Origin of the sequence: Actinomyces sp. (assembly GCF_030530635.1) — a bacterium.
Classification (GTDB): domain Bacteria; phylum Actinomycetota; class Actinomycetes; order Actinomycetales; family Actinomycetaceae; genus Actinomyces.
In genome coordinates this window covers 1-19,116 of sequence record NZ_JAUMUL010000065.1, presented here as the reverse complement: position 1 = coordinate 19,116, position 19,116 = coordinate 1, and the positions used below count along the sequence as shown (strand labels likewise).

Here is a 19,116-nt window from a genome sequence, read left to right as displayed (position 1 = left end):
CATGACAGTAGGTCCTCTCAATCAGGGCTTACACAGACCATTGAACACGCCCTGGAGGTGTCCTCGTGGGCCATCCGCCTGCAGCGCGAGGTCACCGCCGCGGTCAAGTCCGCGGCGAACCTGGGGGACGTATTCAAACAGGCCACCACCATGATGGACAACCTCACCAACGGGCTCAAGAGCCTGGGCCCCCACCCCGCCCTCGCAACCGCCGGCCCCACGCCCCACACCCCACGCACCCCCAGCACCCCGTCACGCCCCAAAGGAGGAGGCAGCAGCACCGGCAAAGGCACAGGCAGCGGCACGGGTAAGGGCGCCGGTGGCGGTACGGGCAAGGGCACCGGTGGTGGCGGTGCTCGTGGTGGTAAGGGCGCTGACTGTCCGTATTCTCCTCGGGATGGGAACCACTATCCGGGTGTGCGCAAGCCGACTCGGGGTGCCAATGATGGCGGCCCGGGGACCTGGGATGAGGGCAAGAACCACGGGTCTGATCGTTCCCAAGCCTATGAGGAGCAGGTCTCCGGGGTGACCGTCGAGGACTCCTACTACGTCGACGGGGTGGAGTTCGACGGCTACTACGACGGCATCCTCCACGACGCCAAAGGCGCCTACTACGACCTCACACAAACCCCATTCGGAGAAAACGTCATTCGCGAATTAGTGGACGGCGCAGAGAGACAGGTACAGGCGGTGCGGGCGGCTGGCGCCGACACGCCTATACGCTGGCACCTGGCCGAACCGGAAATGCTAGCTCTCCTACGCAGGATGCAGAGTCTAGGGGATTTCCCGGCTGGGATTGAACTGGTGCACACCCCGCCCGACTTCTAAACCACGCCACACGGACTACCTGCTATCATTTACACTACATGACATTAAGGGAGGAGCTCACTGATGGCTGCGAAGTGGGAGCTTGCGTTTAGGACGGATCGTCCGGGTCAGGAGGAGCGCATGGAGGAGGAGGCCGGGCGGTCCTGGGAGCTGATCCAGCAGCTGCGCGGCCTGCACCCCACCCTGGACCCGTGGCGTGAGAGTGACACGTCTAAGGCGAAGGCTGCGGCGAATCCGGAGATCACCACCCTGGATGAGTTCCTCGACGTCATGCGCACCAACATCGAGCCCGACCTGTCTGGCGTGAGGTTCTCGCTGTTCTCCGGTGATGTGGACCGCGCCGACGGCGCCTCCATCATGATCAGCATCGGTAGACAGCCCAATAAGGGGCACGCTATGCTTAGGTTTCACAGTAGTGAGTTCGCTGAGTTCATCTCCACCAACGAGGCGCTGGCGGACCACCTGGTCGCCACCGGCGCAAATATCCTGGACCCCGAGATCGGGGCATTGTCCCGTTTGGATCATCCGCTCAATGACGAGCCTGAGCCGTATGACTATGTGCAGGGGTGGAAGATGTTCTTCCCGGCATCTTCACCGCACTGGTACCAGGCCACCGCCCTGGCCACCGACACCTACCCCACCAACAACGGCGCCGTATTCACCTTCGGCACCCCAGACACCTACCCCACCATCCTCAACACCTGGCCGAAGAACACCTGAACGCGGGGCGGCCCGCCTGGAGCGTGAGGTCACCGCCGCGGTCAAGTCCGCGGCGAACCTGGGGGACGTATTCAAACAGGCCACCACCCTGATAGACAACCTCACTAGCGGGCTCAAGAGCCTGGGCCCCCGCCCCGCCCTCGCAACCGCCGGCACCCCAACCCCACACACCCCACGCACTGGCAGTACCCCGTCGCGCCCCAAAGGAGGAGGCAGCGGCGCGGGTAAGGGCGCCGGTGGCGGTACGGGCAAGGGCACCGGCCGCGGCCGCGGAGCAAGCGGCGGAAAAAGTACTGGTTCCGGGACCGGCGGCAGTCCGCACAAGCCCCGCCCAGTCGACTCCGCCAAGACCAAGAAAGCACAAGAAGCACAAAAACGAGCGGACCAAGCCGCAGACAAATTACCCATTCACAACCGAGAACGCAAAACGGCAAGCTCAGATCATGCGCAGGCACTAAGTGGTTGGAGTCAAAAACGTCCCAGCGGATTCCAAAAGCCCAATATCGATGATGTCTTCGCAAAGCAGAAGGAGATTGGGCATCCAGCTAAGCCCGCAGACTTTGCGGACAACGGGACTCCAGGACAATACTATACCTCGCACGCCGAAAGACAGCTTTCCATTACGGCACTTGAACGTAAGATAGGAGCATAAAAACCAGTATGTCCCGACTGCCAGCAACACTTCTCTCGACTTGCCCAGTATGAGGGGAAAGACTGGTACGTTGCCGATCCCGATGGAGGTTGTGTATTTCATTCCGACGGATCCATCGCTAGGTCCGACGGCACGATTACACAGCCATAATATGCTGCACGCAACGCAGGCAAATCACACGTACGAAGGAGAACCTACATGATAGATATGGCCCTGGTCCAAAGAGAGCTCGAGTCAGGTCGCAAGGAGCTTGCGAAGAGCAATAAGGCAATCTTGCCTTTAGCAGCACGGTCCCGAATATGGATCGCCATGCTCGATCCCGAGGATGATGAAGCGAGCTACAGGCACCGCACTCAATTAAAAGAGGTGTGCGTGCGCCGCGTTGCCCACCTCTGGGATAAAGCATACCCGGGAGACCCTAGAGTGGAGGAGATGCTGAATCTAACAAGCGATCTCATTTCCCGCACCGCCGACCCAAAGCGGGCCGAACTGCATGCTGACCGCTTTCTCGCTGATATGTTTGACGCGACCGATGCTTTCAATGAGACAACAAGGCCAGCCATGTTGGTTGCCTACGGTGCGGCAAGAATGGTCCTGTCTGCATGCTATCGTAATCCCGATTTTGACATTGATGAAGCAGAAGATGACGACGATCTCCTTCCGGACACCCTGGAAACAAGCTACTGTTGCGCCAGTGCATCAGCGAATGCCGTCAACTGGCAGCCGGTTGAGGAGACTGATGTGGAGGCGCGTCGGGAGTTCTGGACCTGGTACCTCGATGAGGCCATCCCTCAAGTACTTGCAGGATGAGGACTGTAATCGCCTCCTTATATGGCTCTTCACATTTTGGGGTGTAGTATCTGGTTCCGGAGGATGCCGCAGGTCGATCCACGTGATGGTGCGAGCCGAGTGACAGACGCGACCATCAGAATCAGTATGCTATAGAGGGATCGCGGACCTATGGGCCATTAGAGTGGAAAGCCGTCGAAGAGCATCGCCTTGATACGGAAGCACAGGGTACCAGGTTGCGGGAGATCATCTCCAACGACTGTAAGGCCAGAGTTGACGGGGCACCAAACTGCCGCTTCTATGGATCGTATAATTCAGGGGGAGGACGGCACCTGGGTTGGCGTCGAGGTCAAGTCAGGCAGCGCCCACTACGGAGGACAGCAGAAGGCATTCGATGAGCTGGTCTCGCCTGACAACCCCGCCCGGGTGACGCTACCGGAGGGACGCACCATCGAAATCACCGCGACAATGACGCTACGGGCACCCAAGCAGTAGCCCACAACATTGAGCACGTTAAGGAATGTCCTAAAATGAGCAACTACGTCACCTGGACGGTCAAAAGTAAGTCTGGAAGGCTTGAGGTTTTTACGCGACCGCAGACTCCGGAGATGATCGCCGATCAGCTGGAAAGGCAGCTGACCTACCCGACATTCCTCACTGAAGGCGCCTATTTTGCTTTGGGTGTTTGGGAGTTGCCTGGCGGGAAGGACATACGTCAGGTGCCTGATGACGATCCGTCCCGGGGTTACTACATGCAGGCGGCTGGGTCGAATCGGGCGATGACGATTGAGGCCCGTGTGCCCAGCGGTGACGGGTCGTATGCTCATTACGTGCTGGCCCGTGAACCCGTCGCCGATCCGGACCGGTGGGTGCCACTGTCCTGGGACAACGGCTCGGCCGAGCCCTACACCATCCAACTGCACCCCGAGGAGATCTTCACCGGCGAGCAGGCCGTACCCGTCTTCCGCGACTACATCATCAACGGACAACTCCCCGGCCCCGAACTACTCCGACCCATCGACGCCTAGATTGGCTAATAGGGTGCCGGTCATGCGGTAGTAGGCGCCATAGTCGGCCGCGTCCACGATCGCGCAGATCGTGCATGACATAGTGCGTGACGCGATCGCCGATGTCCTGGCCAAGTGACGTGCAATGCCAGAGCATCGCAACATCCCCTGTGCCGCTTCGGCCTGAATGCAGACCAGCCCAGGCTCCCACGTGCCCTCGCACCGGTGGACACATCAGCGCCCCACCACCACACCCCTAAACACGAAAAGTCCGTAATCGGCATCTGCATCTCAGACGGCGGGGCACCGAGAGCGACCCGCGGCGTCGTTTCACACGTTCGCTGCGGCCCTGCGCCGGCGATATGCGCGGGCCTGGCGCGCCAGCATGCGTGCCAGTGCGCGGCCGAAGGCCTGCACCACCGGCTCGGCCCGCTCCGCGTCGGCGCGCACGCGCCGCCCGGCGGCGGCCGCCTCGGCGGGCAGCTCGGCGTCGGTCAGGGCCTTCATCGCCTCCACGTCGGCGACCGCGCCCATCCTCCACGCGGTGACGCGGGACTCCACGAACGCCATCCGGGCGGGGGTGGACTCCGGGTGATGCTGCAACGCCAGCAGTTTGCCGACCCGCCAGGCCTGCACCGGGGCACCGGCGGAGGAGGCCAGCAGGGTGGCCGTCTCCGGCAGGCGCACCACGCCGTCGTCGTGGGAGACGAGCACGGGTATGCGGGTGCCGTCCCGGGTGGGGATGCCGGCCCGCACGGCGGCCCGCACCGCCTCATCAACGATCTCGGCGAACAGCGGGTCGGTGGCGGCAGCCTCGGTCAACTCCAGGTCCACCACGCCGCGCTCGGCCCCGTACGGAGAGGGGGCGGCGGTCACCCCGCCGATCGCTTCGGCGGCGATCTGCGCCCCCAAGCAGATGGCCACAGTGGGCAGCCGGGCGTCGACGACGTCTCGCAGCAGCCCCCGCAGCGGGGCGATCCAGGGGTGGTCGGCTTCGGCGTGGGCGCTCATGGGCCCGCCGAGCACCACCAGCCCGTCACCGAGTTCGTCGAGGGCGGGCAGCGGGTCGCCGGCCTCGGGCCGCACCATGCGCAGGGTCAGCCTCTGGGCGGCCAGCCATTCGCGCAGGGGCCCCAGCGGCGCCAGCGGCTCGGGCTCGATCACGGTGATGAGGGTGTCCACGGAGCGACCCGTGGATGCGGCAAGGCCGGTGGCGGCCTCGGCAGGGCTGGTGGCATCGGTCATGGGGACTATTGAAGCCGCGAGCACGATCCGCGCAAGTCCAACACCGCGCCTGTGAGCCGCACGACGGCCGACCCCATCCCCTCTCACCGAGATCGGTAGAAGTTACAGCACGGAAGTGGACCACTGGTGTGATTGCGAAGCTACTTCAACTCGCCGCGGCCATGTCGATGGTCAGGTGCAGGTCCAGTGCGTGGGCGATGCGCAAGAGAGTCGACACGGAGGGGACTTGGCCGCCGTTCTCGACGGCGGAGATGACCGACTGCTGGGTGCCCATGCGCCTGGCTAGCTCGGTCTGAGTCAGCCCTGCCCGAGTGCGTGCGGCGTAGACGAGCTCGGCCAGCTGCAGGCGGACTTCCTCCTCGGCCTCGGCGGCGTCGAATCGGGCGCGCTCGGCCGGGGTCATGGCGGCAAGGGCCTCGGCCTGCCGGAACGGTGTCGTCCTCATGATTAGTTCCTCTTCTTTCGGGCTTCCCTGGTTGCTTCTTGGGCGGCCCGGTGAGCCGCCTGTGCCCGCCGGGCTCGCAGGATCTCTCCCCGCTCGTTCTGGCGATGCTTGCGGAAAGTAGTCAGCGTGATGGCCCTCCGCTCGGGTTCGAGCACGTACGTGATCCTCCTCGCCACGCCTTCGCACGTGAACCGCAACTCACGCAGGCCCCCACCCAGTTGCTTCGACAGCGGCATGCCGAGTAAGTGCCCGGCATCCTCTAGGGCGTGTTGCGTAAGTGGGTGGGGTGGTCGGCGTGGTGTGCGGGATGGGGTGAGGCCTTTAGGGTATCACGGGTGGTGTGAAATCAACCAGTAACACCGCCAAAGGCCTCGACCGTTGAGTATAGACGCTGCCGCCCGTCATGACCTGACCGATGCCCAGTGGGGGCTGCTCGCGCCCCTGCTGCCCATCCCGCCTGCTCGTGGCAGGCCCCGGGTGTATCCGTTGCGGGACATGATCAACGCCGTACGGTGGAGAACCCGGGTGGGGGCGCCCTGGCGCGACATACCACCCCACTACGGGCCGTGGTGGAGGGCCTACGCCCTGTACCGGGCCTGGCAGCTGGCCGGGGTGTGGGAGCGTATCGAGGCCGCACTTATCGCCAAGGCCGACGCCGAAGGCAGGGTCGGCTGGCGAGTGTCAGTTGACTCCACCACCTGTCGGGCGCATGTGCACGCCGCCGGGGCCCGCAAAGAGTCAGTCCCCAGCAGGTGGAGGGGGAACCCGAGGACCACGCCCTGGGGACCTCCCGGGGCGGCTGGTCGACCCAAGGTCCATGCCGCCACCGACGCCGCCTGCGGCATGCTGGCCGGGGTGCTGACCGCCGGGCAGGCTGCCGACGGGCCGATGATGATCCCCGTACTGGACAAGATCCGTGTCAAGCGCCCTGCCGTTGGGCGGCCCCGCACCAGGCCGCAGATGGTGCTGGCCGACAAGGCATACTCCTCAAAGGGGAACCGGGACTGGCTGCGCGCCCACCACATCAAGGCCACCATCCCCGTCAAGAAAGACCAGGCCGCACACCGCAAGGCCCACGGCACACTGGGCGGCAAGCCACCCGCATTCAACCCGATCGCTTACAAGGAGCGCAACACCGTAGAACGCTGCTTCGGCCGACTCAAGCAGAACCGGGCCATGGCCACCAGATACGACAAACTCGCCGTCCGCTACCAAGCCACCACCCACATCGCCAGCATCGACCACTGGCTCAAACAACTCGCATAACACACCCTAGCCCCAGCCGGTGATTGCCGAGATGGTCGATCGGGGCGACCGACGTGGCGACCATCGCCCGATAAGACAAGATTTCGCCCGTTTCACTTGCAAGAAGCTCAACGTCGTGGCAGCCGGACCCGAGAGCCGCCCGACGCATTACGGAGATCTCAAGAACCAGGGCGAACCGTTCGTATGCTTGAAAGACGTCCTGGTACGCGCCGACCGAGCTGCCGCACGTGATCCCGATACCGATGCCACCTTTGGCCCTCCGACAGCCACATCGCCTTGTTGGGAGCGTGTAGGTGCTGACCAACCACACAGGCTACCCGGCAATCCGAAACAGAGCCGGGTTCGGTCCATGACATTGAGGCGGCCCGTGAGCATGTGCTGCCCGCCCCGCACCCGGCAGCAGACGAGGCCTCCACGCTGGCGGACATGGGGGATGTGGGCTCCGCTCCGGCTTTAAGATACAGACGCCCGTCATGGGTTCCGAACCCAACACAGGAGCACTCTCCTACAGCCAAGAACCCGGGCCCACCTGCGGGCCCCACCAAAAGGGCCACCCCCCTAACTATCCTCAATCTAAAACAACAACCTATTCTGAGCAGAAAATCTCATTAGTTTACACATTATCGGTTCCCGAACTCAACGTCTCATCGTTTCGACCTGTTAATCGTCCAAGCCGGTCAACCAACCATCTTGCTCGACTTCATCATACAACTCGCCAAACTCTCGTCGCACTGGAGTCGGACCATCTACTATCTGCCACGGGTACGAGCATCTGCGACGCTCCAAGACATCTGGGCACAACAACTCGCCTATCTGAAGCTGCAACTCATACGACTCACGCTCCGTACACCACAGACCGATTCTCAACGAACGATAGTCGCGCCTCTCCTCAGAAGCGCCCGCCTCCTCCTCCGAAGCCGCCACCATTACCACCCCCAAATCGGCCGCCGCCGCCACCGAAGCCATTCCAATTGCTGTTCCTCACTTGACAGTGACGCTTATATGCGCCCGCCGGAACCTTACGATCAGCATCCTTTTTGGCATTCGCAACAGCTCCGTCTTTCGTGGAAGAGTTCCCCTCACCGGACACATATCCGACGACAGCACCCTTCTTCACAACATGACAACGAACAACAGCCCAATAGCGACCACTCCCGACTCCAGCCGGAACAATCTCCACATTCGCAACATCAGCGGAAGGCAGGACGACACCTACCGCAGGGGCCACCTCGGGCGTCACAGCGCCAGCCATGGGTAGCGGCATCACCCCCGCAAGCACCGCTGCCGCTGCGACAGCTGCCACAAACCGCCTGACCTTGAGACACATGATACACCTCATTAAACTTTGATGGGCGACCGTTCACACACAGCATAGCACACCCTTCCTTAACCGTCAAACGTCCCACTAGCTCATTTCAGGCGCCTATAGCATAGGATTGGTGGCGTGCTGTCGCTAGCCGCCCTTCGCCTAGGCGCGATAACCTGTAGTGCGTTCCTTGTCGGGACATCCATTCAGCTTGGATGCGCGCCTGCGGACAACGATGGTGGCGCTAACACTGTCGCTGCCGTTCAGGTAGTAGAGGGCAAGGTGAACCTAATCGGAGTACCTGAGGCACCATCATCGGAGCCGCAACACCTCACCGACGACGCCGACATCCTCGACGACGACGCGGCGCAGCGGGTGGTCGATCAGTTGGCGGAGGACGGCGTCGGCCTGTGGATCGTCACCATGCGCGACGACTCCCAGACCGCCGAGCAGTACGCTGCCAAGGCCTGGGAGGCCTCCGGGTTCGACACTGCCGACCTGCTGCTGGTGATCAACCTGCCCGCCGACGGCGCCAACAGCTTCGCCTTCGGCGGCTCGACCTACGACTCCGTCTGGTCCGACTCCAAGATCGACTCCGTGCGCGGCGACATCCAGCAGACCCTGAGGAGCGGCGACTACGACGGCGCCGTAACCGCCATCGCCGACGCCGCCGGCTCCTCGGGCTCGGGTGCCTCCGGCACCGCCCTGGTCCTGGGCCTCGGCGCCGTCTCGGCGGGCGCAGTGGGCGCCGTCGCCTACAGCCGCAGCCGCAAGCGCAAGCAGGGCTCCGGCCGGGCCGTCCAGCCGGCCGAGAACCTGGAACAGCTGCGCACCCGGGCCGGCGCCACCCTGGTGAGCACCGACGACGCCGTGCGCTCCGCGGCCGAGGAGCTGTCCTACGCGCAGGCTCAGTTCGGCCTATCCGCCACCGACGCCTTCACCGCCGCGCTGAACACCGCCCAGGAGCACATGGCCCGTGCCTTCGAGTTGCGCGGTCGGCTGGATGACGCCCCCGGGGGCGAGGCCGAGCAGCGGGCGCTGTGCCAGGAGATCCTGTCCCACTGCGCCGAGGCCAGCGCCGTCATTCAGGCGCAGGAGGCGGCCTTCAAGGAGCGGCGGGGCATTGAGGAGAACCTGCCGCGCTCCATTGCGGAGACCGCACAGCGCGCGCATGAGGCCGAGCAGGCCATCGCCGCCGCCGACACGCTGCTGGTCACCCTGCACGCCACCTACCCGGACAGTGCGCTCACCTCCATCGCGGATGCGCCCGAGCGCGCCCGCAAGCTGGTTGAGGCCGGCCGGGCCGCCCTGGAGCAGGCCCGGGCCAGCACCGAGTCCGGCAACCAGTCGACCGCCGTGGAGCAGGTGCGCATCGCCCAGGCCTCCATCGCCCAGGCCGGCGATCTGGCCGGGCAGGTGGGTGGCGTACGGGAACGGCTGGAGCGGGCCGACGCCGACCTGGAGGCGGCGATCGCCTCCATCTCCGCCGACCTGGTGGACGCCCAGCGCCTGGCGGGGCAGGTGCCCGCGGCGTCGCTGCAGCCGCTGGTGGCCGACGCCGAGGCGGCCGTGGCCGAGGGCCGCGCCGCCTCGAATCCCGACGGCGACCCGCTGGCCGCCCTGGACCACTTGGAGCGAGCCGAGTCCGCACTCGACGCTGCCCTGGCACCGGCACGGGCGAAGGAGGAGAACGACTCGCGCGCCCGAGCTTCCCTGGTCTCCCGCCTCGGCCGGCTCAACTCCCAGATCTCGGCGGTGACCTCCTACATCACCAGCTACCGCGGCGCCGTTGGCTCCCCCGCACGCACCGCCCTGGCCGAGGCCTCCCGGCACGCGGCAGCCGCCACCTCCCTGCAGAACACCGATCCGACGGCGGCCCTGGCCGAGGTCGCCTCCGGGGAGTCGCTCGTGGCGCAGGCCCAGGCTCTGGCGGAGGCGGATGTGCGAAACTCGGGTTCCTGGGGCTCCGGTTCCGGCGGCTCCTCCGGACAGGGCGGAATCGACTTGGGTTCACTCGTGCTTGGCGGAATTCTGCTGGGCGGTAGCCGCAACTACGGCGGCTGGGGCGCGGGCCCGCGCTCACCGCGCGGGGGTGGTTTCGGCGGGGGGGGCGTACGCGGAGGCCGCATACGCGGGGGCGGCTTCGGCGGAGGCGGCTTCGGCGGCGGAGGCGGCAGCTTCGGTGGGGGCCGAGGCGGAGGCTTCGGCGGAGGCGGCGGCCGCTTCTGAACGGACCGACGGCATTCACCGTACCGATGCTCCACCCTCACACGGCAGACGTACCGATGGACCTGACGACGAATCGTCGTAGGCGAAACCAGCGGTTGTTGGCGAACGCCACCGCATTTCCTGGAAGTATGGCCCCGATAACCGACCCTCCCGGCCAACCCCCGGGATGCGACAACGAAGGGAAACCACATGGCTGAGAAGCAGTCGATCCTGGGGCGCATCGCCCAGCTCACCCGCGCCAACATCAACGCCCTCATCGACCGCGCCGAGGATCCGGAGAAGATGCTCGACCAACTGGTACGCGACTACAAGGCCTCCATCGCCGAGGCCCGCGACGCCGTCGCCCAGACCATCGGCAACCTGCGCCTGGCGGAGAAGGACCACGAGGCGGACGTGGCGGAGGCCCGGGACTGGGGCAACAAGGCCCTGGCCGCCTCCCGCAAGGCCGACGAACTGCGTGCCGGCGGAGACGCGGCGGGCGCCGACAAGTGGGACTCCCTGGCCAAGATCGCCCTGACCAAGCAGATCACCGCCGAGAACGAGGCCAAGCAGGCCGAGCCGATGATCGCCTCCCAGCAGCAGGTCGTCGATCAGCTCAAGACCGGTCTGCAGCAGATGGAGGCCAAGCTCGGTGAGCTGCAGACCAAGCGCGACCAGCTGGTCGCGCGGCAGAAGAACGCCGAGGCGCAGGTCAAGGTCCAGGGCGCCATCCGTTCGATCAACGTCATGGACCCCACCAGCGAGCTCGCCCGCTACGAGGACCAGGTGCGCCGTGTCGAGGCGCAGGCCGCCGGGCAGATGGAGATCGCCGGCGCCTCCCTGGAGGCCCAGTTCGCCGAGCTGGAGGCCTCCGACCAGCAGCTGGAGGCCGAGGCGCGCCTGGCCGCCCTCAAGGCCGGGGGCAACAGCGCGCTGCCCGGCGCCTCCGCCCCCGCGCAGATCGGCGGCAACGACGTCGACGCCGCCTTCGAGGCGCTCAAGGCCGAGAGCGCGCAGAACGCCGAGCAGGCCGGGGACGAGCAGTCCTCGTACTCACCCCGCGCCGGCGGGGCCGCCGGACCTTTCGCGGGGGGGGCGCCGGCCCCGCCGCCGGGCGGGGCGCCGACGCCCCTTTTTGCAACTATTCCCGGACGCACCGAACTCGCTTCCACCACATCAACCGGTCTCGACCTGTAGCGAGTGCCGGTCCGGCGGAAAGAGGCCGAGACAGCTGACGCCGGGTCCGCACCTTCACGCTGCCAGCGCAATTGCCCTGATCACGAGGCCAACACCCGTGACTTGCGGCGGGTGGTGGCCTAGTTTGAGGCCATGGCGAACCTGCGCATCGACACCGCACGCGGCATCAATCTGGCCGCGACGATGCATCTTCCCGAAGGCGCCGCCCCCTTCGACCCCAACGCCTTTGATGAAGAAGCCGTACGCTCCGGTCGCGCCGTTCCCCCACGCGAGGAGGGCGTCGTCATACTCGCCCATGATTTCCTCACCGACCGTCACGGCCTGGGCCACCGACTGGACAAGCTCGCCGAGCATTACCGCCGGGCGGGCCTGGCCACGCTTCAGTTCGACTTCTCCGGCCTGGGCGATTCCGACGACGACGTGATCACCCTGGCGGGCGAGATCGAGGACCTGCAGGCCGTCTCCGCCTGGCTCGCCAACCGCGGCTACGTTCGCCAAGCCATCCATGCCAACGGCTTCGGCGCCACTGCCGCCCTGCTGGCACGCCCCGCACAGGTGCGCACCGCCGTCCTCGCCGGCGCCGTCGTCGGCCCGCAGTCGATCCTATGGGAGAACGTCTTCTCCCCCGACCAGCTCGACGAACTGGACCGGCACGGACTGACGCGTCTGCCCGACGACAACCCGAACTCGCGACAATGGGACGTACTGAGCAAGGAGACACTCGCCGACGTCTCGCTCCAGTCACCGGACAAGACCATGGCCGACCTGCCCTGGCCCATCCTCATGCTCCACGGCGGTTTGACCGATGAACTGCCGGACACCGCCCAGGCGGCCACTGCGGCCTTCCCGCTCCTGCCCGAGGGCAGCCGCCTGTATCAGGTGCAGTCCGAAGGAGACGCGGCCATCCAAGAGATCGCGCGTCTAAGCACCGAGTGGGTTGCCCGCCGCCTGCGCTAATACCCTTCCTCTCCCCGCCGAGATCGGTCGAAGTTACGCACCGAAATCGGTTGAAACGGCAGGACATCGGGACGCGGTCCCACCCCGCAGCTTTTCCGCCAAGACCCCCCGAGGCGGAAAAAACTCTGTTGGATGGCTAACCCACGGCCCTCCGATACTCGTGCGCACGGAGGACCGAACGCATGAGCACAGCACTGACCGACCTGATCACCGACGATCACGTCATCATCCATAAGCACGTGACCACCTGGCAGCAGGCGATCGCGGCCGTGGCCGAGCCGCTCCTGGCGGAGGGCTCCATCACCGCCGCCTACGTCGACTCAATGATCGCCGCGGTCGACCAGTTCGGCCCCTACATCGTGCTCTCACCGCATCTGGTCCTCGCCCACGCCCGTCCGGAGGCCGGAGTGAACCGCCAGGCGATGAGCGTCATGACGCTGGCTGAACCCATCAGTTTCAACCACCCGGTAAATGACCCGGTGGACATCGTCTTCTGCCTGGCGGCGGTCGACAACGACTCCCACCTCAAAGCGCTCAGAGAATTCGTCGCCATCGCCGGCGACCGTCCGAAGCAGGAACGGCTCATTGCGGCGCAGACCGTCGACGAGTTTCAGCGAATCCTCCGCCAGGAGGAATGAGGCGCAGGGTCCGGATCCGGACCTTCCGAAGCCCAAGTCTCCCCATACCGGTCAAGACACGAAGGAGTATCCCATGACCAGACCACTCGAAATCTGCTTCATCTGCGGCGCGGGCCTCGGCTCCAGCCTCGCCTGCCAGATGGAGGCCGAGGAGGTACTCGCCGCCGCAGGCATACGCGCCAACCTGGGCCATGAGGCCATCTCCGGTATCCCGGGAGTGCGCGCGGACATCATCGTCTCCGCCGAGAACTTCAAGCCCACGATCGAGAAGTACGAACTTGACCCCGATATCGCGTTCGTCTTCCTCAAGAACATCGTCGACAAGACCGAGATCGCCGCCAAGCTCCTCCCGGTCGTGCAACGCAAGGAGGCCCGGGCATGAGCGTGATCAACGGGATCATTAACAACGTACTCACCCAGGCCGGAATCATCATCGGCCTGATCGCCATGCTCGGCCTTATTCTGCAGAAGAAGGGCGTGGGCGCCGTCGTCATCGGCACGTTCAAGACGATCCTCGGCTTCTACGTACTCTCGGCCGGCTCGGCCGTGCTGGTCACCACACTGACCTACTTCGGGGTCATGTTCCAGGCCGCCTTCCACACCACCGGGATCGTACCCAGCATTGAGGCCGTCAACGGTTACGCCACCAACAACCTGGGGCTGGGCGGGCAGATCGCCCTGGCCTTCCTGGGCATCTTCGTGGTCAACATTCTGCTGGCACGATTCACCCCCTGGAAATACATCTTCCTCACCGGGCAGGCGCTGCTGTGGATGTCAACCATGACTGTCATCTTCGGCTATGCGTCCGGCCTGCGCGGCGCCTGGCTCATCCTCGCCGCCAGCCTGGTGGGCGGATTCTTCTGCGTGGCCATGCCCGCCCTGGCCCAGCCCATCGTGCGCCGCATCACCGGGAACGACGCAATCGCCCTGGGGCACTTCTGCACCATTGGTTATCTCGTTGAGGCGGGCGTCGCCTGGTTGGTGCGCAAGCGCAACGTGGACAAGCAGCCCTCCACCGAGGACATCAAGCTCCCCCGCTCGCTGGAGTTCCTGCAGGACACCTACATGTCGCTCGCCGTGGTCATGATTCCCCTGTTCCTGGTAGTAGCGGCGGTGGCCGGGCCCGATCCGGTGGCGGAGTACGTCGACACCATGAACTACATGATGTATGCCTTCCTGCAGGCCATCCAGTTCGTCGTCGGCGTCTACGTCCTCATGGCGGGGGTGCGTCTACTGCTGGGAGAGATCGTTCCCGCCTTCCGCGGCATCTCCATGAAGCTGGTGCCCGACTCCAAGCCGGCACTGGACTGCCCGGTGCTGTTCCCCTACGCACCCAACGCAGTGGTCATCGGCTTCATCACGACGACGATCGGCACCCTGATCGCCATGGTGGCCCTGCCCGCGATCGGTTTCGCCGTGATCGTGCCCGGCATGCTGACCAACTTCTTCGCCGGCGGCACCGCCGGCATCTTCGGCAACACCGTCGGCGGACGCCGCGGCGCCATCGTTGGCGGCGTAGTGCACGGCCTGTTCATCACACTGTTGCCGGCGCTGCTGGTGACCACCTTCATGAACCTGGGCTTCCCGAACCTGTCTGCGACCGATGTCGACACCATCACCGCTGGCCTGCTGTTCGCCTACATCGTCCGTCCCATCATGAATGCGCTGTGAGGTAGACGAAATGAGATTGTTCCGCAGAAACCGGAAACAGACCGAACGCCGGAGTGCCGACGCCGCCGAGACGAGCAACGCGGTTGAGACAGCAGCGGCGCAAACCGCTTCCGACCAGGAGGTGCTGCGCGAACGCGCCGCTGAGCTCACCTCGCAGCTGGAGAACCAGGCCGATCCCGAGGCTCGGCTCGAACTCCTCAACGAACTCGGCCGCCTTCAGCAGGAACTGGGCAGTGCCACCGCCGCCATTGAAAGCTACGAGGCCTCCATGTCCATCCGCGAGCAGTTCGGCCCGGCCTACAACGGCCTGCTCACGCTCTATAACGACCAGTTGAAAGCCGCCGCAAAGGCGCGCGACGACGCCGCCATCCAGCAGTGGACGCTCAAACTGGACGAACTGACCGCCCTTTCCAAGCGTGTCATGCGCTCACAGTTCTAAGCCCTTAGGCATGCACCTGGCACCGCGCATAGAACGGGACGCCAGGCGAGTAGCCAATCGCCTATCCGCTCCTAAAAGGAAGAACCAGAATGTATACCTCTATTACGCCCATGCTCACCGAGGCCGGGCGCATCGGTTACACCGTCGGCGCCTTCAACGCCCACAATCTGGAGATGGTCCCGGCGATGATCCGCGCCGCCCGGGATCTGGGCGCCCCGATCATCATCCAGACCTCGCCCGGAACCGCCCGCTACGTGGGCATGAAGAACCTGGTGGCGGTGTGCCAGGCGATGGCCGAGGACGAGATCGTCGACGTGGCCCTGCACCTCGACCACGCCACCGACCTGACCGACATCCGCGACGCCATCGCGGCCGGATACTCCTCGGTCATGTTCGACGGCTCCCAGCTGCCCTTCACCGAGAACGTGGCCAAATCCCGCCGCGTCGTAGCCTTCGCCCACGCGCACGGCGTGTCGGTGGAGGCGGAGATCGGCACTATCGGGGGTACGGAGGAGGGCATCCACAACCGGGAGGGCGAGTACACCCAGCCGGAAGAGGCCCAGCGGTTCCTCGCCGAGGTCGACTGCGACGCACTCGCCGTCAGCATCGGCACTAACCACGGCCAGTTCAAGTCGAAGACCCGCATCGATCTGGACCTGCTCGGCCGCATCGACGACGCCGTCGAGGTCCCCCTGGTGCTGCACGGCGGCACGGGTGTGGACGAGGCAGACTACCCTGAGCTGACCGCGAAGGGCATCCGCAAGTTCAACGTCGGCACCGAACTGCTCGTAGGCTGGACCCGCAAGGCCCAGGAGACCTTCGGGGCCACCAAGGTCAACAGCTCTTTGCGCAACAATATCGTCCCGTGCAATGACATCGTGCGCGACATCGTCTCCGACAAAATCGCGCTGTTCATGGGGCGCCGCCCCGAGTGAGCCGAACGATCTGGAAGGCAAGCTATGCCAGGCGCAATCCTCGTGTTGATCGCCGGCCTGCCCGGGACCGGCAAGAGTCACCTATGTGCACGTATTCGTGAGCGCTTCCCGGGATGCACACAGGTGTCTATCGATGACATCAAAGAGCGGCTGTGGGACACGTACGGCTTCGACGACGTCGAGCAGAAGCGGGTTCTGGACCGCGAGGCACTGAAGGTCTTCTTCAAAGAGATAGAAACCGCCTTGAGCCGCCCAGTCCACAGTAAGAGCATGAGTGACGACGCCGACGGCCAGATGGTGCTGTCCGACTACCCATTCAGCAACAAACAGTTACCGACGCTACAAGCGCTGTGCGAACGGCGCCGGGCCGCCGCGGTGACGATTCGTCTGACCGCCGACCTGAGGGTGTTGTTCGAGCGACAGCGGCGACGCGATCTGGATACCTCACGGCATCTGGGCCACATCGTTAACCGCTACCACCGCGACGACGCCTTGACGGACCGGTCCGCGGCCGCCGGGCTGCTGACTCGGGAGGAGTTCTACCGGCGCTGTACCACGCGTGGGTATGACGACTTCCGGCTCGGTGACCTGCTGGAGGTGGACGCCACGGATCTGGACGCCGTAGACCATGAGGCGATCCTGGAGTGGATCGCCGCCCGGAGTGAGCGACCATGACGAACTTTGAGGATCTGTTGCAGGTCCTCCAGGAGGAGAACCGGACGATGCCCTCCTCCGAGTTGGCGATTCGACTGACCGTATCCGCCCGCACCATCAGGAACTACGTTGCCGCCGCCAACGACCGCTATGGGCATGTGGTCACTTCCTCGCGCACCGGCTACCGCCTGGACGCCACCGCGTTGGCCGGGGCCAGGCGGACGTCGGGGGCGTCCGCCGGTGGCGACGCCGGTCCCGAGGACCGGCTGGCGCGTGTCCTACAAGTACTCGTGTCCGCACAGAAACCGGTCAATATATTCGACTTGGCGGACACACTGAACGTCTCCGAATCTACGATTGAGGCGGACCTGGGCAAGGCCCGGCCGCTGTTGGCCCAGTTCGACCTGAGCCTTACCCGCGACCACGAGTTGCTCACGCTTCAGGGGGAGGAGACGGCGCAACGTCGCCTCATGCGGCGCATCCTCACCGGGGCCGCCGTGCGACGCCGCCAGTTCCTCGACGTCGAGGAAGTCGCCAACCGACTTCATGAGCCGGAGTTGACAGGCTTCAAGAAACAGTTGCGAGAGGTACTGGACGACTTCCACCTGTCCATCAATGAGTGGACCGCCGACGAGCTGGTCGCCCACATAGCCGTCATGGTGGACCGGGTACGGCATGGGCACTCCGTGAACGACTCACAATTGGCCCCGGACGACGCCCTCGCCCCGGTGTCTCACGCGGTGAGCGAACTCGTGACGAGAGTGTTCTGCGTGCGGGTGCCGGAGCGCGAGGTGGCCTACCTGGCACTCCTGCTCCTGACCAAGGCCGCCCCCGTTTATCCGGAGCGGACTTCCAGCCCGGAGGTCAGGGCCTTCCTCGACGACCACTATCTGGCCATGGTCACCCGGATCGTCGCAAAGCTCAACGCGAACTACCTGGTGGACCTCGAGGACGACCGGTTCATCGCCTTCCTCGCCCTGCATGTGCGCAGCCTGGTGCAGCGGGCCGCGCACCATGACTCAGCCCGCATCCCGGTGGGACAGTCGGTTAAGAACACTCACCCACTGGTCCATGAACTGGCCGTATTCATCGCCAGGCAAATCCAGCTCGAGACCGGCATCGAGGTCAGTGAAGATGAAATCGGCTTCATTGCCTTCCATGTGGGCGGCCGCCTGCTCTCCATGCATGCACAGGATGACGAGGTGGCCGTCGTCGCCGTCGTTCCCCGCTACTACGACGTTCACGTCTCCCTAACGCATGCCGTGGAGAACGCGGTGGCTGGAACCGGGCGAGTGGACAGGGTGATCACGGACGTCGACGACGTCGGGCCCGACCTGGCCGCCGACCTGATTGTGACCACGGTCCCCCTGCCGAACGCGCCCGATGTGCCGGTGATCCGTACGGGGCTGCTGTTGACGGACGCCGACCTCGAACGAATTCGGAAAATGGCCGCTGACATCGCTGTCGGCCACAAGCGGTTCAAGGCCGCCGCCTGGCTGACCACGGTGATGGAGCCGGAGTTGTTCACCCGGATGCCGGGCGGGCAGGACCGCGATGCCGCCCTGGAAACGGCGGCGGGTCTGCTCGCCCATGCCGGCGCCGTCGGACCTGGGTTCCTGGATCAGGTCAGGGAGCGCGAGCGGTTGTCGACCACAGCCTTCGCCTCCGGCGCCGCGATCCCGCACACGATTGAGATGACTGCGGCGCGCACTGCGATTGCCGTATGCCTGGCTGATCGGCCCGTCGACTGGGACGGCACGCCGGTCAAGCTCATCGCCATGCTGTGCCTGTCCGCGGACAGCCGCGACGCCTTCGGGGATGTGTTCGATGCCGTGATCAAGGCGCTGGTGGATCCCGCCAAGGTCTCCCGCCTGGCCGGGGCCGACTCCTACGACGCCTTCGTCGCCACCATGCTGGACGTGCTGTAACCCTGCCCACGCCAGGTGCGCGGGCAGGGCATGGCGATTGCGAGCACCATCGGACGTTTACGGGCTCATCGTGTTTGGGGTGAAGTGGTTGGCGGTACCGGGCCACCGAGCCGTGAAGAGGGATGGCGTTGGGTACGCCTCTTCGGTGTTTACTACGCCGGTTAGATCTGTGCTGTAGGCTCCGTCGCCCTTCAGCAGACACCTAACCGGTGTAGTAGAGCACGAACCGGC

The 19,116-nt window shown here is 65.0% G+C and carries 17 protein-coding genes and 2 pseudogenes; 16 read left to right on the top strand and 3 right to left on the bottom strand.

What is annotated here, in order from left to right; genetic code table 11:
- The 5 genes from Q4A20_RS12665 to Q4A20_RS12645 all read left to right on the top strand — a co-directional run.
- Window positions 1–828, top strand: an 828-nt coding sequence (locus Q4A20_RS12665) for a Tox-REase-5 domain-containing protein (protein WP_303123475.1), incomplete at its 5' end; no start/stop codon positions are given.
- Between the two features lie 63 nt (window positions 829–891).
- Entirely contained in the window at window positions 892–1,548 is a 657-nt protein-coding gene (locus Q4A20_RS12660; protein WP_303123474.1) for a hypothetical protein, read from the top strand.
- Window positions 1,549–2,398: 850 nt separating this feature from the next.
- Complete coding sequence (locus Q4A20_RS12655; protein ID WP_303123473.1) at window positions 2,399–3,010, top strand: Imm5 family immunity protein; 612 nt, start codon at window positions 2,399–2,401, stop codon at window positions 3,008–3,010.
- Window positions 3,011–3,289: 279 nt separating this feature from the next.
- Entirely contained in the window at window positions 3,290–3,484 is a 195-nt protein-coding gene (locus Q4A20_RS12650) for a hypothetical protein (RefSeq protein WP_303123471.1), read from the top strand.
- A gap of 35 nt (window positions 3,485–3,519) precedes the next feature.
- Window positions 3,520–4,017, top strand: coding sequence for an NTP pyrophosphohydrolase (locus Q4A20_RS12645; RefSeq protein WP_303123469.1), 498 nt, complete (start codon window positions 3,520–3,522; stop codon window positions 4,015–4,017).
- Window positions 4,018–4,326: 309 nt separating this feature from the next.
- Here the strand turns inward: Q4A20_RS12645 and Q4A20_RS12640 are convergent, their stop codons facing one another.
- From Q4A20_RS12640 to Q4A20_RS12630, 3 genes and pseudogenes are all read right to left on the bottom strand, one after another.
- Window positions 4,327–5,241: a type 1 glutamine amidotransferase gene (locus Q4A20_RS12640; protein ID WP_303123468.1), complete on the bottom strand. Its 915-nt coding sequence runs from the start codon at window positions 5,239–5,241 to the stop codon at window positions 4,327–4,329.
- Between the two features lie 145 nt (window positions 5,242–5,386).
- Window positions 5,387–5,686 carry a helix-turn-helix transcriptional regulator gene (locus tag Q4A20_RS12635; RefSeq protein WP_303123467.1) on the bottom strand — a complete coding sequence of 100 codons (300 nt, stop codon included), beginning with the start codon at window positions 5,684–5,686 and terminating at the stop codon, window positions 5,387–5,389.
- A gap of 2 nt (window positions 5,687–5,688) precedes the next feature.
- Window positions 5,689–5,943 (bottom strand): annotated as a pseudogene (locus Q4A20_RS12630) (type II toxin-antitoxin system RelE/ParE family toxin); the annotation flags it as partial.
- A 127-nt stretch (window positions 5,944–6,070) separates the two neighbouring features.
- Here Q4A20_RS12630 and Q4A20_RS12625 point away from each other — a divergent pair.
- The 11 genes and pseudogenes from Q4A20_RS12625 (at window position 6,071) to Q4A20_RS12575 (ending at window position 18,885) form a co-directional block, all read left to right on the top strand.
- Window positions 6,071–6,952, top strand: coding sequence for an IS5 family transposase (locus Q4A20_RS12625; RefSeq protein WP_303123477.1), 882 nt, complete (start codon window positions 6,071–6,073; stop codon window positions 6,950–6,952).
- A 1,588-nt stretch (window positions 6,953–8,540) separates the two neighbouring features.
- Window positions 8,541–10,487, top strand: a complete 1,947-nt coding sequence (locus Q4A20_RS12620) for a TPM domain-containing protein (protein WP_303123465.1) — start codon at window positions 8,541–8,543, stop codon at window positions 10,485–10,487.
- A 189-nt stretch (window positions 10,488–10,676) separates the two neighbouring features.
- Window positions 10,677–11,468, top strand: a pseudogene (locus Q4A20_RS12615) (PspA/IM30 family protein); the annotation flags it as partial.
- A 327-nt stretch (window positions 11,469–11,795) separates the two neighbouring features.
- Window positions 11,796–12,620 (top strand): S9 family peptidase, encoded by an 825-nt coding sequence (locus Q4A20_RS12610; protein ID WP_303123463.1) that lies wholly within the window; start codon window positions 11,796–11,798, stop codon window positions 12,618–12,620.
- Between the two features lie 182 nt (window positions 12,621–12,802).
- Window positions 12,803–13,258 carry a PTS sugar transporter subunit IIA gene (locus Q4A20_RS12605; protein WP_303123461.1) on the top strand — a complete coding sequence of 152 codons (456 nt, stop codon included), beginning with the start codon at window positions 12,803–12,805 and terminating at the stop codon, window positions 13,256–13,258.
- A 73-nt stretch (window positions 13,259–13,331) separates the two neighbouring features.
- Window positions 13,332–13,640, top strand: coding sequence for a PTS sugar transporter subunit IIB (locus Q4A20_RS12600; RefSeq protein WP_303123459.1), 309 nt, complete (start codon window positions 13,332–13,334; stop codon window positions 13,638–13,640).
- Window positions 13,637–14,929 carry a PTS sugar transporter subunit IIC gene (locus tag Q4A20_RS12595; RefSeq protein WP_303123457.1) on the top strand — a complete coding sequence of 431 codons (1,293 nt, stop codon included), beginning with the start codon at window positions 13,637–13,639 and terminating at the stop codon, window positions 14,927–14,929. Before Q4A20_RS12600 ends, Q4A20_RS12595 begins: the two co-directional genes overlap by 4 nt.
- Window positions 14,930–14,939: 10 nt before the next feature.
- Window positions 14,940–15,368: a hypothetical protein gene (locus Q4A20_RS12590; RefSeq protein ID WP_303123455.1), complete on the top strand. Its 429-nt coding sequence runs from the start codon at window positions 14,940–14,942 to the stop codon at window positions 15,366–15,368.
- Between the two features lie 89 nt (window positions 15,369–15,457).
- The gene (locus Q4A20_RS12585) at window positions 15,458–16,303 is read left to right on the top strand and encodes a class II fructose-bisphosphate aldolase (protein ID WP_303123453.1); all 846 of its coding nucleotides are present in this window, start codon (window positions 15,458–15,460) and stop codon (window positions 16,301–16,303) included.
- Window positions 16,304–16,327: 24 nt separating this feature from the next.
- Window positions 16,328–16,978: an AAA family ATPase gene (locus Q4A20_RS12580; protein ID WP_303123452.1), complete on the top strand. Its 651-nt coding sequence runs from the start codon at window positions 16,328–16,330 to the stop codon at window positions 16,976–16,978.
- A complete protein-coding gene (locus tag Q4A20_RS12575) occupies window positions 16,975–18,885 on the top strand; it encodes a transcription antiterminator (RefSeq protein WP_303123451.1) in 1,911 nt (636 codons plus the stop codon). The genes Q4A20_RS12580 and Q4A20_RS12575 overlap by 4 nt, the downstream gene beginning before the upstream one ends.
- Window positions 18,886–19,116: the final 231 nt, after the last annotated feature.